Here is a 16,132-nt window from a genome sequence, read left to right as displayed (position 1 = left end):
GGTCCGAGGGGAGGGACACTGTGCGGCATGCCTGTTTCGTTGCATCACATCGTGATCGACGCTCATGATCTGCCCGGTCTTGCCCGGTTCTGGGCTGGGGTGCTGGGGTGGCGGATTCTGTCCGAGCGGGAGCGGGAGGTGGTGATCGGGGCGGATGAGACGGCCCCGGTGGGGATCTGCTTCATGCCGGTGTCGGACCGCAAGGTGGTCAAGAACCGGCTGCACCTTGATCTGACCTCCGCGGCGGAGGACCGGGAGGCCGAGATCGAGCGCATCCTCGCGCTCGGCGCCCGCCGGGCGGACGTCGGGCAGAGCGGCGACGAGTCGTGGACCGTGCTGGCCGATCCGGAGGGGAACGAGTTCTGCGTGGTCCGCCCGAAGAAGAACCTCGTGCAGTAGACGACGACTCTCCATCACGTGTGCGCGCCCGCTGATCAGGCCATCGTTCGATCCTGCCGTACGGCGACGAAGGACGGCGATCGCCATCAGCTTTCGTGGAGGCGGAGTTCCTCCCGGTAGGTGTTGGCCAGGGTGGTGGCGCGGGTGAACCAGTCCGTCAGAACGGCGGCCTCCTGGGGGGAGTAGTCCGCGAAGAGGGCGTTGAGGCGGGCGTAGTACGGCTCGTAGAGGGCGTGGGCGCGGGCGACCGCGGAGGGGATCGCGGCGACGCGGACCCGGCGACGGTCCTCGGGGTCGGGGCGGCGCGTGACATAGCCGGCGCGTTCCAGGCGGTTGAGGATGCCGGTCACGGCGCCTGTCGTGACGTGGACGCGGGTCGCGAGGTCGCCGGCGGTGAGGAGGTTCTCGCCGGCCTGGATGACGTAGGCGAAGCAGGTCAGGTCGGTGACGTTCAGGCCCAGGCGCTGGGCCATCTCCTGCTGGCCGATCATGCTGGCCGCGATGAGATCGTCCATCGCCGCGAGCGCTTGTGCGGGGGTGGCGGCGGGGCGGCCGTTGTGCGGCGGTGTCGGCTCGGCTGGCATCTCGGGGCTCTCTTGTTCCTGGCGCGGCGGTCTGCGGGTGTGCGTTCTGCGGTCCTCGGGTCTGCGGTCCTCGGGTCTGCGGTCCTCGGGTTGGCGGTCCTCGGGTTGGCGGTCCTCGGGTCTGCGGGCGTTGGTTTGTGCTGGGTCCTTGTTATCCGCTTTCGGTTTCTCTTACCCTCTAAGATGTTTAGTACTGCAACTTCTTAGAGGGTGAGGGAAGCGTGGCGGGTCATCTGTACGACGAGGGGCATACGGTCGCCGGCTGGACGGGCGTCGGCATCGTGACCGTCGGGACCGCCGTGGTGGGGGTGGGTGTGTGTACCGTCTCCGGGATCCTTCTGGCCGGGGGGCTCGTGATCGTGGGGCTGGGCGCGCTGGTCACCTGGGGGCTGCATCTCACCGGGTGGGGCAAGCCGCCGGGGGTGCGGCCGAGGGCGGAGTGGGGGATGCGGGTCCGGGATCCGTGGGCCCGCGGCGGGCATCCGGAATGTGTCGGATGCCGGCTCGCGGGGCGCTCGCCCAAGGCCCGGCCCGTGGTGTCAGTGCCTGGGCCTACGGTGGTGGGTGATGGCACAGGCATGGAAGTGCGCGGGGCTGCGGTGGTCGGCGGAGGGGCCGGAGCTGAGGTGGGACGGGGGGCGTCGTAGCCCGTTGTCCTGGGGGAAGCGGGTCTCCTTCGCAGTGGCGGAGGGGGGTGTGCGGGAGTGTGCGGGGGCTCGCGGGCATGCCTGCCCCCGGCGGGTGGTCGTGCCGGGGAGGAGCGCGGGCGGCCGGTGCGAGGAGTGCGCGCGGCTGGACCGGGCGCACTCCGTCGCCGCGGACCGGGTCGCCGACGACCCGCGCCCGTACCGCGTGTACCTCGCCTGGTTCGGGCCCGGTCTGGTCAAGGTCGGGATCACGGCGGTCGAGCGGGGCTCGGTACGGCTGCTGGAGCAGGGGGCCGTCTGCTTCAGCTGGCTCGGCAGCGGGCCGCTGATGGCCGCCCGGCGCACCGAGGAGCTGCTGCGGGCCGCTCTGCGGGTGCCGGACCGGATTCCGTACGCCGAGAAGCGGGCGGTGCGGGCCGCGCTGCCGCAAGCGCGGGAGGAACGGGCCGAAGAGATACGCGAGGTGTACGCGCGGGCCGTGGAACTGGGCGGCTGGCCCGAGTCGTTGGAGCGTGCGCCCTTCCTGCCGGTCGATCACGTACGGGCGTTCGGGCTGGCCGGGGCGCCGACGGCCCTCGGGGACATCGGCGAGCTCGTCCCCGGGGGAGCGGTGAGCGGGGAGCTCGTCGCGGCCGCCGGGCCCGATCTGCATCTCGCCACTCCGGTCGGGGTGGTCGTGCTCGACACGCGGTTGATGAGGGGGTGGCGGCTGGTGCCGGTGTCGGGCGGTGAACCCGCCTTTCCCGTACGGCACTTCGAGGCCGCGGTGGACCATCGGCAGGACGGGCTGTTCTGAAGGGCTGCGCGGGTGGGCAAAGGGGGCGGCCGGGTAAAGAGTTGGATCCCGCTGGGATCCCTTTCGGCAAGGAGGCTGGACCTGGGCGGGGCGCCCGGCTGATCGTGGGTGACATGAGCGAACAGCGCGTAACACCTGTTGTCGCATTTCAACCCCCCTACTACGCCGTGGTCTTCACCTCCCTGCGCACCGAGGGGGACGCCGGGTACGGCGAGACCGCCGAGCGGCTGGGCGAGCTGGTGAAGGACGTCCCCGGGTTCCTGGGGGAGGATTCGGCCCGTACCCCCGGCGGACTCGCCATCACCGTCGCGTACTTCCGCGATCTCGACGGGATCGAGCAGTGGCGGGCGCACGCCGAGCACCGGGCGGCCAAGGAGCACGGACGGGCGCACTGGTACGAGCGGTACTCCCTGCACATCGCCAAGGTGGAACACAGCCACGGCTTCGAGCGGACGCCCCATGCGATTCTCACGGAGCCCGTGTCCTGAGGGTCGCACAGCGTGTCGTACCGGACATACGGCCCCTCGAAGTCGATACGGAGCAAGGGCTTCCCAGGTGTTGCCTGAGAGGCGCCTGTGCGTTTCTCAGGGAAATCACAGATTAGTGAAAGAGTGCTCTCAGGGGACCCGGCCAAGGTGTTCACCATGACCACGACCTCGCCCCAGGGGCGCACCGAACTGCTGAGGCCGGACGGGAGCCCCGTCCGAGTGCTTGTGGTGGACGACGAGCTGTCGATCACCGAACTGCTGTCCATGGCCCTGCGCTATGAGGGATGGCAGATCCGGAGTGCGGGAGACGGCACGGGCGCCATCCAGACCGCGCGGGAGTTCCGCCCCGACGCCGTCGTCCTGGACATGATGCTGCCCGACATGGACGGGCTGACCGTCCTGGGGCGGCTGCGTCGTGAGCTGCCCGAGGTCCCGGTGCTGTTCCTGACGGCCAAGGACGCGGTCGAGGACCGTATCGCCGGCCTCACCGCCGGCGGCGACGACTACGTCACCAAGCCGTTCAGCCTCGAAGAGGTCGTGGCCCGGCTGCGTGGGCTGATCCGGCGCTCCGGCGCAGCCGACCGGCGCTCCGACTCGGTGCTCGTCGTCGGGGACCTCACCCTCGACGAGGACAGTCACGAGGTGTCGCGGGCCGGGGACAACATCCACCTGACCGCCACCGAGTTCGAGCTGCTGCGCTTCCTCATGCGTAACCCGCGGCGCGTGCTCAGCAAGGCCCAGATACTCGACCGCGTCTGGTCGTACGACTTCGGCGGCCAGGCCAACGTCGTCGAGCTGTACATCTCCTACCTGCGGCGGAAGATCGACGCGGGCCGGGAACCGATGATCCACACCCGGCGCGGCGCCGGGTACCTGATCAAGCCCGCTGTGTCATGAGCGGGCGACGACGGCCGCGTGCGCAGAAGAGACGAGCGGGACAGCCGCGCACCCTGCGGACGCGGCTCGTCGTCGTGTCCGTGACCCTGATCGCCGTGATCTGCGCGGTGATCGGCACCGTGACCACACTGGTGCTGCGGGACCACCTTTACGGGCAGCTTGACGGCTCCCTGAAGGAGGCCACCATGCGCCTGTCCGGCGGCCCCGCCGGAGGACCGGGTGGCAAGGACGAAGCCAAGAACAGCAACGGCACCGCCAACAGCAACGCCAACGCGCCCCAGAAGCAGATGACCCTCGACGAGTTCGTCAGCCAGGGCCCGGGGCCGCAGCGGGCGCTCGCGGCCCAGGTCGAGAACGGCTCGATCACCAGCGGCCAGGTCGGCGAGAAGAAGAACGACGACAACAACATCCCGCGGATGGACCCCGAGGACCTCAGCGAGGCCCAGATCAAGGTGCTCGGCTCGGTCGCGCAGGACGGGAAACGGCACACCGTCGAGATCCCCGGACTCGGCACCTACCGGGTCCAGTACATCAACGGCAACAACGGTGACTACTACGTTGGCATCCCGACCTCCGACGTCGACAACACCATCAACACCCTGATCCTCGTCGAGATCAGCCTCACCGTCGCCGGCCTGATCGCCGCCACCCTCGCGGGCACCGTCATGGTCGGTGTCGCCACCCGGCCCCTGCGCAGGGTCGCCGCGACCGCCACCCGGGTCTCCGAACTCCCCCTGCACACCGGTGAGGTCAACCTCAGCGAGCGGGTAGCCGAGGCCGAGACCGATCCGCACACCGAGGTCGGGCAGGTCGGAGCCGCGCTCAACCGGATGCTGAACCACGTCCACGGCGCCCTGCACGCCCGCCAGGAGAGCGAGATGCGGGTCCGCCAGTTCGTCGCGGACGCCAGTCACGAGCTCCGTACGCCGCTCGCCTCCATCAGGGGCTACGCCGAGCTGACCCGGCGCGGCCGGGAAGAGGTCGGGCCCGACACCCGGCACGCCCTCGGGCGTATCGAGTCCGAGGCCGGCCGGATGACCTTCCTCGTCGAGGACCTGCTCCTGCTCGCCCGGCTCGACGCGGGCCGCCCCCTGCAGTTCGAGCAGACCGACCTGGTCCCCCTGGTCATCGACACCATCAGCGACGCCCGCGCCGCCGGACGTGACCACGTCTGGCGCCTCGAACTTCCCGACGAGCCCGCGCTCGTCTCCGCCGACGCGGCACGCCTGCAGCAGGTCCTCGTCAACCTGCTCGCCAACGCCCGGACGCACACCGCGCCCGGCACGACCGTCACCGCACGCGTGCAGCGACGCGGGCCGTGGCTGTGCGTGGACGTCCAGGACAACGGTCAGGGCATCCCGGCCGATCTGCTCCCGCATGTGTTCGAACGTTTCGCCCGCGGCGACACGGCGCGCTCCCGTACCACTGGTTCGACCGGTCTCGGGCTCGCCATCGTGCAGGCCGTGGCGACCGCGCACGGCGGCGCCGTGACGGTGGACAGCGTGCCCGGGCAGACCGTCTTCACGGTGCACTTGCCGGCTCTTGCCCCCGCCGTTCCCCAGCCCTCCCCCGAAACGAACTGGCAACTCGACTCACAGGTCGAGCACAGTGCCACCACATGGGTGCAACAGGGCGCCTGACGAAAGTCGATGCCATGCGAACCGACTCTTCTCCCGGCACCCTGCCGGCGCGGGAGCACCTCCCGGCCGCCACAGCCGGTACGCCTGTCCTGGACGTAGTGATCCCCGTCTACAACGAGGAGAAGGACCTCCAGCCGTGCGTCCAGAGACTGCACGCCCATCTGACGCGTACGTTCCCGTACTCCTTCCGCATCACGATCGCGGACAACGCGTCGACGGACACCACCCCCCTGGTGGCGCAGCGCCTGGAGGCGCGCATCCCGGAGGTCAGGAACTTCCGGCTCGAGCAGAAGGGCCGCGGCCGTGCGCTGCGGACCGTCTGGTCGGCCTCGGACGCCCCGATCCTCGCGTACATGGACGTGGACCTCTCCACCGACCTCAACGCGCTGCTGCCGTTGGTGGCACCGCTGATCTCCGGCCACTCGGACCTGGCGATCGGCTCCCGGCTGGCCCGCAGCTCCCGCGTGGTGCGCGGGCCGAAGCGGGAGTTCATCAGCCGCGCCTACAACCTCATCCTGCGCGGCTCGCTCCAGGCCCGCTTCTCGGACGCGCAGTGCGGGTTCAAGGCGATCCGGCGTGATGTCGCACAGATTCTGCTCCCCCTGGTGGAAGACACCGGCTGGTTCTTCGACACTGAGATGCTGGTGCTCGCCGAACGTGCCGGCCTCCGTATCCACGAGGTGCCGGTCGACTGGGTCGACGACCCGAACTCCACGGTGCACATCGTGAAGACGGCGACCGACGACCTGAAGGGGGTATGGCGCGTGGGCCGGGCGCTGGCCACCGGTTCGCTTTCCCTGGACCGGCTGACCAGGCCGTTCGGCGACGACCCCCGCGACCGCGACATCATGGACGTACCCAAGGGCCTGGCCCGCCAGCTTGTCGGCTTCTGTGTCGTGGGTGGCCTCTCCACCCTCTTCTACCTGCTGCTCTACACCGTGTTCCGCCAGTTCGGCGGATCCCAGCTGGCGAACGCGCTGGCGCTGCTGGTGTCGGCCGTCGCCAACACCGCCGCCAACCGCCGGCTCACCTTCGGCGTGCGGGGCCGCGGCGGGGCCGTCAAGCACCAGGCCCAGGGTCTGGTCGTCTTCGGTATCGGCCTCGCGCTGACCAGCGGCTCGCTCTTCGCCCTGAACACGGCGACGTCCAGCCCCGCGCACTCCACCGAGCTGGCGGTGCTCATCGCCGCCAACCTCGCGGCGACCGTGCTGCGCTTCCTGCTCTTCCGCGTCTGGGTGTTCTCCGACCGGCGCGAGGGCGACGAGCCGACGAACGGCGGGACGGCCGCCCCCCGCGCCTCTGCCCCCGGCGTCTCCCTCCCCCACGCCTCCTCACCGACGTACCCGACCGGTGCTCCGCAGGCCGGCGGCCCGTCCGTGCCGCACCCCCAGACGCAGACGCAGCCGCTGCCGCAGCGGCACATCGTGCACCCGCACGACCACAACACGACCACCCAGTTCCGCGCCGGCGAAGCCGCGGACGGCACCTGGAGGGACGCGACCATGCAGATGCTGCCGGTGCGCCGCCCCCATGACACCGACCCGGGGGACGCCCGATGACCACCGACCTCGACCAGACGACGACCTGGGATCCGCCGCCGGCCGCGGCGCCGGCCGGCACGGATCCCGACGCCCGGGAGACGGCCGTCCCGTCCCTCGAATCCGGTGAGCCGAAGCAGCCCCTGCACCGCAGACTGTGGCGCGGCCGCCCCGAGGACCCCCGCTGGGCGCGCCCGGCCTTCCTCGGCCTGCTGGCCGCCACCCTGCTGCTCTACCTGTACAACCTGAGCGCCTCCGGCTACGCCAACTCCTTCTACTCCGCGGCCGTCCAGGCCGGCAGCCAGAGCTGGAAGGCCCTGTTCTTCGGCTCGCTGGACGCGGGCAACGCCATCACCGTCGACAAGCCCCCGGCCTCGCTGTGGCCGATGGCGCTGTCCGTCAGGCTCTTCGGTCTGAACTCGTGGGCGATCCTCGTTCCCGAGGTGCTGATGGGTGTCGGCTCGGTCGCCGTCGTATACGCCTCGGTGCGCCGCCGGTTCAGTGCCGCGGCCGGTCTGATCGCGGGCGCCGTGCTGGCGCTGACGCCGGTCGCCGCCCTGATGTTCCGGTTCAACAACCCGGACGCGATGCTGGCCCTGCTGATGGCCGTGGCCTGCTACATGGTGGCCCGCGCGCTGGAGGACGGCCGGACGAAGTGGCTGGTGTGGGCCGGGGTCGCGATCGGTTTCGCGTTCCTCGCCAAGACCCTCCAGGCCTTCCTGATCCTGCCGCCGCTGGCGATCGTGTACGCGGTGTGCGCCCCGGTGGGCCTGAAGAAGCGGTTCGGCCAGCTGGCCGTCGCCACCGGCGCGCTGATCGTGTCCGGCGGCTGGTGGGTGGCGATCGTCGAGCTGTGGCCGGCCTCCTCCCGCCCGTACATCGGCGGCTCGCAGAACAACTCCTTCCTGGAGCTGACCTTCGGCTACAACGGTCTCGGCCGCCTGAACGGCGAGGAGACCGGCAGCGTCGGCGGCGGCGGTGGCGGCGGAGGCACCGGGCAGTGGGGCGAGACCGGCTGGGACCGGATGTTCAACTCCGAGATCGGCGGCCAGATCTCCTGGCTGCTGCCGGCCGCGCTGATCCTGCTGGCCGGCGGTCTGGTGGCCACGCGGAAGCTGAAGCGGACGTCGACGACCCGCGGTCTGTTCCTGGTGTGGGGCGGCTCGCTGCTCATCACCACGGTCGTCTTCAGCTACATGGCGGGCATCTTCCACCAGTACTACACGGTGGCCCTGGCTCCCTACATGGCGGCCGTGATCGGCATGGGCGCGGGTCTGCTGTGGGAGAAGCGGTCCGAGCTGTGGGCCTCGATCACCCTCGCGGCCTCGGTCGTCGCGGCGGCGTCCTGGTCGTACGTTCTGCTCAACCGCACCTCCGACTACCTGCCCTGGCTGAAGTGGCTGGTGCTGATCGGCGGCCTGGCCGCCGCGCTCGGCCTGACCTTCGCGGGCCGGATCAACCGTCAGCTCGCGCTCGCGGCGGCCTCCGTGGGCCTGGTGGCCGCGCTGGCCGGACCGACGGCGTACACCATCAGCACGCTTCAGGAGGGCCACACCGGTTCCATCGTGACCGCCGGTCCGTCCGGCGCGAGCATGATGGGCGGCGGTGGCCCGGGTGGCGGCGGCGGTGGCCGAGGCGGCTTCGGCGGCGGCCAGAACGGCAACGGCAACACGCAGAACCAGGGCCAGAACCAGGGCCAGGGCCAGGGCCAGGGCCAGGGCCAGGGCCAGGGCCAGGGCCAGGGCCAGGGCCAGAACCAGCAGGGTGGCGGCACCGGCGGCTTCCCCGGCGGGGGCATGCCCGGCCAGAACCAGCAGAACGGCAACGGCAGCACGCAGGGCCAGGGGCAGAACCAGCAGGCCGGTCCCGGCGGCCAGACCGGCGACGGCGGCGGCATGGGCGGCGGGGGTGCCGGAGGACTGCTCAACGGCGCCTCGGTCACCGACGAGGCCAAGAAGCTGCTGGCGGCCGACTCCGGCAAGTACACCTGGGCGGCGGCCGCGATCGGCGCCCAGAACGCCGCGAGCTACCAGCTCGCCACGGGTGACGCGGTGATGGCGATCGGCGGCTTCAACGGCACCGACCCGTCCCCGACGCTGGCGCAGTTCAAGCAGTACGTGACCGACGGCAAGATCCACTACTTCATCAGCAGTGGCTCCGGCGGCGGCATGAGCGGCAGCAGCAGCGGCACGTCCTCGCAGATCAGCACCTGGGTCGAGGCCAACTTCAAGAAGGTGACGGTCGGTTCGGCCACCTTCTACGACCTGACGCAGAAGGCGAGCAGCTGAGGTAGCGCAGGTGAGCGCGTGAGCGCGTGAGCGGGTGAGCGGGTGAGGAAGGGCGGTGACCACGGTCGCCGCCCTTCCTCGCGTCCGCTCCTGATGTCGCACGTCATGCCGCAGGGCATGTCCCTGTCCCGAACAATTTTGTTGTACAGCGTACGAGGAGAGTTCTACGGTGTAGAACATGACCACGCCCCCGTCCCTCCCCGGCAGTCCCCAAGGACACCCCCAACGCTGGCTCATCCTCGGCGTCATCTGCCTCGCGCAGCTCACCGTGCTGCTCGACAACACCGTCCTGAACGTCGCGATCCCCTCGCTCACCCGGGAGCTGGACGCGGCCACCGCCGACATCCAGTGGATGATCAACGCGTACTCGCTGGTGCAGTCCGGTCTGCTGCTCACCGCCGGCAGCGCCGCCGACCGCTACGGCCGTAAGAAGATGCTGGTCGCGGGCCTGGCGCTGTTCGGCGTCGGCTCCCTGGCGGCCGGCCTCTCGGACACCACCGCCCAGCTGATCGCGGCGCGGGCCGGCATGGGCGTGGGCGGGGCGCTGCTGTTCACCACCACCCTCGCCGTGGTGATGCAGGTCTTCATGTCCGAGGAGCAGCCGAAGGCGATCGGCATCTGGGCCGCGGTGAACTCGCTGGGCTTCGCGACCGGTCCGCTCATCGGCGGCTTCGTGCTCAACCACTTCTGGTGGGGCGCGATCTTCCTGATCAACCTGCCGGTGGCGGCGCTGGGCCTGGTGGCCGTCGTCGCCCTGGTCCCCGAGACGAAGAACCCGCAGGGCGACCGTCCCGACCTGCTCGGCGCGTTCCTGTCCACCGTCGGTATGACCTCGCTGGTCTTCGCGATCATCTCCGGCCCCTCGCACGGGTGGACGTCGTCGCGGGTCCTGGCGAGCGCGGGGCTGGCGGTCGTCGTCCTCGCCCTGTTCGCCCACTGGGAGTCGAGAATCCCGTATCCCATGCTCGACCTGGCGTTCTTCCGTGACCGACGATTCACGGGCGCGGTCGCCGGCGCGGTTCTGGTCACCTTCGGGATGGGCGGGGCGCTGTTCCTGCTCACCCAGCAGCTTCAGTTCGTCCTCGGCTACGGCCCCCTGGAAGCGGGCCTGCGGACCGCGCCGCTGGCGCTGGCCGTGGTGGCCCTCAACTTCACCGGACTGTCGGCGAGAGTGATGGCCAGGCTCGGTGGCCCCATGTCGGTGCTGGTGGGGATGACGCTGGTGGCGGGGGGCCTGACGGCCGTCGCCACGCTCGCCTCCGGCGGCTACCCGGGGATGCTGATCGGGCTGCTGCTCATCGGCGCGGGGACGTCGGTCGCCAGCCCGGCGATGGCGTACGCGATCATGAGTTCGATCCCGCCGGCGAAGGCGGGGGTGGGCGCTGGGGTCAACGGGACGCTGGCCGAGTTCGGCACCGGGCTGGGGGTCGCCGTGCTCGGCGCCGTGCTGAACGCGCGGTTCGCGGCGGTGTCCCTGCCGGTCGCGCTGGCGGCGGCGAACTCGGTGGCGGAGAAGGCGCGGGTGATCGACTCGTTCTCGTCCGGGCTGGAGGTCAGCCTCCTGATCGGGGCGGCCGCGGTGCTGCTGGGCGGGGTGGTGGCCGCGGTCCTGCTGACCCGGGCGGAGCGCAAGGAGGAGCCGTCGGTGCTGGCCGCCTCGTGAGGAGAGGACTCCGCCGCGCCGAGCCCGAGCCGCGACCCCGAGCCGCAACCCCGAGAGCCGAGCCCGAGCCGTGACCCCGAGAGCCGAGCCCGAGCCGCAACCCCAAGAGTCGAGCCCGAGAGCCGAGCCCGAGCCGTGACCCCGAGCCGCGACCCCGAGCCGTGACCCCGAGAGTCGAGCCCGAGCCGGTACCTCCAGAGCCGAGCCGAGCGGCTCGCCGGGGCGGCGGAACCGCATGTCAGGGCGGTCCCCCGCGCCACGGCGACAGACCGCGGCCTAGCATCTTCCCCAGCTACCGGAAGGAAGGTGCCTTGCCATGGCCGAGACCGCCAGGAGCGCCGCGCATCACAGTGTGTGGCTGGAAGGCAAGGCGCGTCGGCGGGGCCGTGGCGGGGGACAGCCCTCCGGACTGGACCGGGAACGGATCACCGAGGCCACCGTGCGGCTGCTGGACGCGGAGGGGCTCGCCAAGTTCTCCATGCGGCGGCTGGCGGCCGAGCTGAACGTGACGGCGATGTCCGTGTACTGGTACGTCGACACCAAGGACGACCTGCTCGAACTCGCCCTGGACACCGCCTTCGGCGAGCTGACGGCGCTGCCCGACCCGACGGACGAGGACGCGGACTGGCGTGAGCAGCTGCGCGCGCTGGCCACGCAGTACCGCGGGCTGCTGGTCCGTCATCCGTGGCTGTCCCCGCTGGCCGGCCACTACCTCAACATCGGCCCGAACTCGCTCGTCTTCTCCCGTACGGTCCAGCAGGTCGTCCTGCGCACCGGCCTGCCCGCGCACGGAATCACCGGCGCGATCTCGGCCGTCTTCCAGTTCGTGTACGGCTACGGCACGATCGAGGGCCACTTCTTCGCGCGGGTCGCCGACACCGGTCTGACCCCGGACGAGTACTTCCGGCAGGCCATGACCGCGACCGCGGGCGCCCCGCAGACCGCCGAGATCATCGAGGAGTCGAAGACCCTCATGGCGGCCCGCGGCGGCGACACGGTCGAGGAGATGATGAGCCGCGACTTCACCTTCGCCCTGGACCTGCTGATCGCAGGAATCGAGGCAATGGTGAAACGCGGCTGACCCCTGGCCTTCCGGCCCGGCGGCCTCAGAACTCGGGTCAGGCGGCCTCAGGCCCGCTCTTCGGCCCCCAAGCCTGCTCTTCGGGGCCCCAGGGCTCCTGCCAGGCGACTCCAGGCCTCCTGGCCGGTGGCCCGGCCCTACTGGTCGGCGACCAGGCGGGCCGGGAAGCCGCCGGTGGCGATCGGGCCCCAGCGGTCCGGTGTGACCCGGATGATCGACTTGCCCTGCTTCAGCATGGCCTGGCGGTACTCGTCCCAGTCCGGGTGTTCGCCGGCGATGTTGCGGTAGTACTCCACGAGCGGCTCGACGGAGTCGGGCGTGTCGATCACCTCGGCCGTACCGTCGATCTGGACCCACGGCCCGTTCCAGTCGTCGCTGAGCACGAGGACGCCGACCCGGTCGTCCCGCTTGGCGTTGCGGGTCTTGGCCCGCTCGGGGTAGGTGGAGACGACGATCCGCCCCGAGTCGTCGACCCCGCAGGTCAGCGGCGAGGCCTGGGAGCTGCCGTCGGCGCGCCGGGTCAGCAGGATCGCGCGGTGCCGGGGCCGTACGAAGTCCAGCAACTCGTCCAGGGAGACCTTGGTGTTCGTCGCGATGTTCGGTGCCATGGAGTCAGCGTAGGCGCAGCGGTGCCCGTTCCGGCTGAGCCCGCCGTGCCTACGCCTGGGGCAGCGCGTCGCCCTGCACCGCCTGGACGTCCAGCTCCACCTTCAGGGTCGTGCCGATGGCCGCGATGCCCGCCTGGACGACCTGGTTGTAGTTCATCGCGAAGTCCTCGCGGTGCAGCTCCGCCGTGGCCCGGAAGGCCGCCCGGGTGCCGCCCCAGGGGTCGGAGCCGGTGCCCAGGTAGGCGAGGTCCAGGTCGACGGGGCGGGCGACACCGTGCAGGGACAGTTCGCCGTGCACGGTCCAGCGGTCCGGGCCCGCCGGGGTCAGACCGCCGGAGCGGTAGGTGATCTCCGGGTACGTCTCGACGTCCAGGAAGTCCGCCGACCGCAGGTGGGTGTCGCGCATGGCGTTGCCGGTGTCGATGGAGGCCGCCCGGATCACCGCCTTCACGCGGGACTCGGCGATGTCGTCCGGAGCGACCTCGATCGCCGCCGAGAACTCCGTGAACCGCCCGCGCACGCTGGAGATGCCCAGGTGCTGGGCGACCGCGCCGACGGCGGAGTGCGCCGGGTCGACGGTCCAGGGCCCGGGCGGGGGCAGTTCCGTGCCACCCCGCCGGGCCAGGGTCACGGTCCCCACCTCGGCGCGTCCGCTCGCCGTCACGATCGCACTGGAGGCCGCGGGCGCGTACCCGACGGCCGTGACGATGACGGTGTACGCCCCCGGTGCGAGCGCGGTCGCGTCCCGTACGGCTCCTTCACCGTCCGCCTCGGCGCGCAGCACCTGGCCGCCCGCCGTGTCGGTCACCGTGACGACCGCGTGCGACACGGCCCACCCGTCCCGCGTACGGATCTTCGCGGTCAGTCCCATCTCATGTACTCCTCGAACTGGAACCGGCCCGGTGCGGGGCGAACCCCCGCACCGGGCCGGAGCCGATAACTGTCGGAACTACTCGCCGGGGTGGGCGAGTTCGATGTCGTGGCCGTCGACGCCCGCGCCCGCCACGGTCAGCGCGGTGGCCACCGGCGGGTAGCCGGTAGCGATGACCGTGTACTCGCCGCCGTCGAGGTCGGCGAAGGCGTACGCCCCGTCCACGCCGGTGGTGGCGGTGCCGACCACGTTGCCCGCCGCGTCCACGAGCGTCACGCGCGCGTCGGACAGCGGACCGTACGGCGCCCGGACGACTCCCTGGAGCTGGGCGCCCGCTTCGAGGACGACCTCCGCGCGGGTCACGCCCGTCGCGCCGATCTCGACGGGCAGGGCGCGCGGCCGGAACCCGACGGCGTTCACCGCGACGGTCACGGCGCCCGGCACCAGCTCGGCGAAGGAGAACTCGCCCTGCTCACCGCTGGCCGCGGTGGCCAGCAGATCGCCGCGCACATCGGTGACGATCACCATCGCGTCCTTGACGGCCTCGCCCGACTCGGCGGCGCGCACGACACCGCTGAGTCCGCTGGTTCCGCTGAGCAGGATGTCGTACGCGACCGGCTCGCCGTTCACGACGATCGTGGACGCCTGCGGCTGGAAGCCGTCGGCGGAGGCGATCAGCACGTACGAACCCGTGCCCGGCGCGTCCAGTCCGTAGGAACCGTCGGCCTGTGCGACCGAACGGCCGAGCTGGCGTCCGGCGAGCGAGATCAGCGTGACGGCGGCCTGCGGGACGGGCGCGCTCTCCGCGCCGCGGACGTAGCCGTGCACCGGGATGCCGCCCGAGGGCGCCTGGAGGGGTTCGGCGGTGGCGACGGCGGCGAGCCGCTGCGTGCCCTGAGGACCGGCCTCCCGGCCGGGTTCGGCAGCCGCCTCGGCGACCGCCCAGCTGGGGACGTGCTCCTCGGCGGGAGCCGTGACCGCGGCCGGAGCCGAAGCGGTGGCCGTGGCCGGGGTCTCCGCCTCCGCCGAGGCCGCCTGCGCCAGCGCGCCCTTGGTGCGCAGCGGGACCTCCTTGATGAACAGGGTGATCAGGAAGGCGAGCAGCGCCAGGACGGACGCGATCAGGAAGACGTCCGCGATGCCGTGGCCGTACGCGCTCTCCATGACCGTGCGCAGCGGCGCGGGCAGCTTGTCCATGTCCGGGATCGAGCTGGAGGAGCTCGAACCGGAGGCGAGGGAGGCGTACTTGGGGCCGAGGTCGGTGATGCCGTCCTTGGCGTAGTCGGTGATCCGGTTGGCCATGACGGCGCCCAGCGCCGAGACGCCCATCGCACCGCCCAGTGACCGGAAGAAGGTGACCGTGGAGCTGGCGGAGCCGAGGTCCTTCGGCTCGACCTGGTTCTGCGTCGAGAGCACCAGGTTCTGCATCATCATGCCGACGCCGAGGCCCAGCAGGGCCATGAAGACGGCGGTCTTCCAGTAGTCCGTGTCGTAGCGGATGGTGCCCAGCAGACCGAGGCCGGCCGTGATGAGCACACCTCCGCCGACCAGCCAGGCCTTCCACTTGCCGGTCTTGGTGATGAACTGCCCGGAGACGGTGGAGGAGATGAACAGTCCGCCGATCATCGGGATCGTCATGACGCCCGACATGGTCGGGGACTTGTCCCGGGCCAGCTGGAAGTACTGGGCGAAGAACACCGTGCCGGAGAACATCGCGACGCCGACGAACATCGAGGCGATGGAGGACAGGGTGATGGTGCGGTTGCGGAAGAGACGCAGCGGGATGATCGGCTCGGTGGCCTTCGACTCGACGAGCACGAAGATCAGTCCGAGCGCGATCGAGCCCGCGACCATCGCGTACGTCTGCCACGACAGCCAGTCGTACTTGTCACCGGCGAAGGTGACCCAGACCAGCAGCAGCGACACCGCGGCGGAGATGAAGAACGCGCCGGCCCAGTCGACCTTCACGTCCCGCTTCACCGTGGGCAGGTGCAGGGTCTTCTGGAGCACGATCAGCGCGATGACGGCGAAGGGGACGCCGACGTAGAAGCACCAGCGCCAGCCGAGCCAGCTGGTGTCGGTGATGACACCGCCGAGCAACGGACCGCCGACGGTGGCGACGGCGAAGGTCGCGCCGAGGTAGCCGGAGTAACGGCCGCGCTCACGCGGGGAGATCATCGCCGCCATGACGATCTGCGCGAGGGCGGACAGACCGCCGACGCCGACGCCCTGCACGACTCGGCAGGCGATCAGCATGCCGGGTTTCTGCGACAGACCGGCGGCCGCGGACCCGAGCACATAGATGACGAGCGCTAGCTGGACGAGCGCCTTCTTGGGATACAGGTCGGCGAGCTTGCCCCACAGCGGGGTGGTCGCCGTCATCGACAGCAGGGTGGCGGTCACGACCCAGGTGTAGGCGGACTGGCCGCCGCCGAGGTCGCCGATGATCTCCGGGAGCGCGTTCGAGACGATCGTGGACGAGAGGATCGCCACGAACATCCCGAGCAGCAGCCCGGAGAGGGCCTCCATGATCTGCCGGTGGGTCATCGGAGTGGCCTCGGCGGAGCCGTGGGACCCTCCGCCGTGCTTCGCGTGAGCCCGCACACCGGCTGGTGTGGTCGTTGCCATGGGC

14 protein-coding genes are annotated in these 16,132 nt (G+C 71.0%); 10 read left to right on the top strand and 4 right to left on the bottom strand.

What is annotated here, in order from left to right:
• The first annotated feature begins 27 nt into the window (after nt 1-27).
• The gene (locus ACFWBD_RS07060) at nt 28-399 is read left to right on the top strand and encodes a VOC family protein (protein WP_385663792.1); all 372 of its coding nucleotides are present in this window, start codon (nt 28-30) and stop codon (nt 397-399) included.
• Nucleotides 400-485: 86 nt separating this feature from the next.
• Here the strand turns inward: ACFWBD_RS07060 and ACFWBD_RS07055 are convergent, their stop codons facing one another.
• Nucleotides 486-983, bottom strand: coding sequence for a MarR family winged helix-turn-helix transcriptional regulator (locus tag ACFWBD_RS07055; RefSeq protein ID WP_385663789.1), 498 nt, complete (start codon nt 981-983; stop codon nt 486-488).
• A gap of 221 nt (nt 984-1,204) precedes the next feature.
• On the opposite strand from ACFWBD_RS07055, the gene ACFWBD_RS07050 reads away from it, so the two are divergent.
• The 9 genes from ACFWBD_RS07050 to ACFWBD_RS07010 all read left to right on the top strand — a co-directional run bounded on the left by ACFWBD_RS07050 (nt 1,205) and on the right by ACFWBD_RS07010 (nt 12,021).
• Nucleotides 1,205-1,630 (top strand): HGxxPAAW family protein, encoded by a 426-nt coding sequence (locus tag ACFWBD_RS07050; RefSeq protein WP_385663787.1) that lies wholly within the window; start codon nt 1,205-1,207, stop codon nt 1,628-1,630.
• Nucleotides 1,551-2,426 carry a DUF2797 domain-containing protein gene (locus tag ACFWBD_RS07045; protein ID WP_385663785.1) on the top strand — a complete coding sequence of 292 codons (876 nt, stop codon included), beginning with the start codon at nt 1,551-1,553 and terminating at the stop codon, nt 2,424-2,426. Before ACFWBD_RS07050 ends, ACFWBD_RS07045 begins: the two co-directional genes overlap by 80 nt.
• A 113-nt stretch (nt 2,427-2,539) precedes the next feature.
• A complete protein-coding gene (locus tag ACFWBD_RS07040; RefSeq protein WP_385663783.1) occupies nt 2,540-2,914 on the top strand; it encodes an antibiotic biosynthesis monooxygenase family protein in 375 nt (124 codons plus the stop codon).
• Nucleotides 2,915-3,070: 156 nt separating this feature from the next.
• A complete protein-coding gene (locus ACFWBD_RS07035) occupies nt 3,071-3,811 on the top strand; it encodes a response regulator transcription factor (RefSeq protein WP_020131327.1) in 741 nt (246 codons plus the stop codon).
• Nucleotides 3,808-5,451 (top strand): sensor histidine kinase, encoded by a 1,644-nt coding sequence (locus ACFWBD_RS07030; RefSeq protein ID WP_385663781.1) that lies wholly within the window; start codon nt 3,808-3,810, stop codon nt 5,449-5,451. Before ACFWBD_RS07035 ends, ACFWBD_RS07030 begins: the two co-directional genes overlap by 4 nt.
• 14 nt (nt 5,452-5,465) lie before the next feature.
• On the top strand, nt 5,466-7,010 hold the full coding sequence (locus ACFWBD_RS07025) for a glycosyltransferase (RefSeq protein ID WP_385663778.1): 1,545 nt from the start codon (nt 5,466-5,468) through the stop codon (nt 7,008-7,010).
• Nucleotides 7,007-9,277: an ArnT family glycosyltransferase gene (locus ACFWBD_RS07020; RefSeq protein WP_385663775.1), complete on the top strand. Its 2,271-nt coding sequence runs from the start codon at nt 7,007-7,009 to the stop codon at nt 9,275-9,277. Before ACFWBD_RS07025 ends, ACFWBD_RS07020 begins: the two co-directional genes overlap by 4 nt.
• Nucleotides 9,278-9,455: 178 nt before the next feature.
• Complete coding sequence (locus ACFWBD_RS07015) at nt 9,456-10,940, top strand: MFS transporter (protein ID WP_385663772.1); 1,485 nt, start codon at nt 9,456-9,458, stop codon at nt 10,938-10,940.
• A gap of 316 nt (nt 10,941-11,256) precedes the next feature.
• Entirely contained in the window at nt 11,257-12,021 is a 765-nt protein-coding gene (locus ACFWBD_RS07010) for a TetR/AcrR family transcriptional regulator (protein ID WP_385663769.1), read from the top strand.
• A gap of 137 nt (nt 12,022-12,158) precedes the next feature.
• On the opposite strand, the gene ACFWBD_RS07005 is transcribed toward ACFWBD_RS07010, so the two are convergent.
• From ACFWBD_RS07005 to ACFWBD_RS06995, 3 genes are all read right to left on the bottom strand, one after another.
• Nucleotides 12,159-12,629, bottom strand: coding sequence for a PPOX class F420-dependent oxidoreductase (locus ACFWBD_RS07005; RefSeq protein ID WP_385663766.1), 471 nt, complete (start codon nt 12,627-12,629; stop codon nt 12,159-12,161).
• 49 nt (nt 12,630-12,678) lie between these two features.
• Nucleotides 12,679-13,500 (bottom strand): YceI family protein, encoded by an 822-nt coding sequence (locus ACFWBD_RS07000; RefSeq protein ID WP_385663763.1) that lies wholly within the window; start codon nt 13,498-13,500, stop codon nt 12,679-12,681.
• A 78-nt stretch (nt 13,501-13,578) separates the two neighbouring features.
• Nucleotides 13,579-16,128 carry an MFS transporter gene (locus tag ACFWBD_RS06995; RefSeq protein WP_385663760.1) on the bottom strand — a complete coding sequence of 850 codons (2,550 nt, stop codon included), beginning with the start codon at nt 16,126-16,128 and terminating at the stop codon, nt 13,579-13,581.
• Between the last annotated feature and the right edge of the window lie 4 nt (nt 16,129-16,132).

Source organism: Streptomyces sp. NPDC060002 (assembly GCF_042737245.1).
In the GTDB taxonomy this organism is placed as follows: domain Bacteria; phylum Actinomycetota; class Actinomycetes; order Streptomycetales; family Streptomycetaceae; genus Streptomyces.
This window is presented reverse-complemented; position numbering and strand designations above follow the sequence as displayed.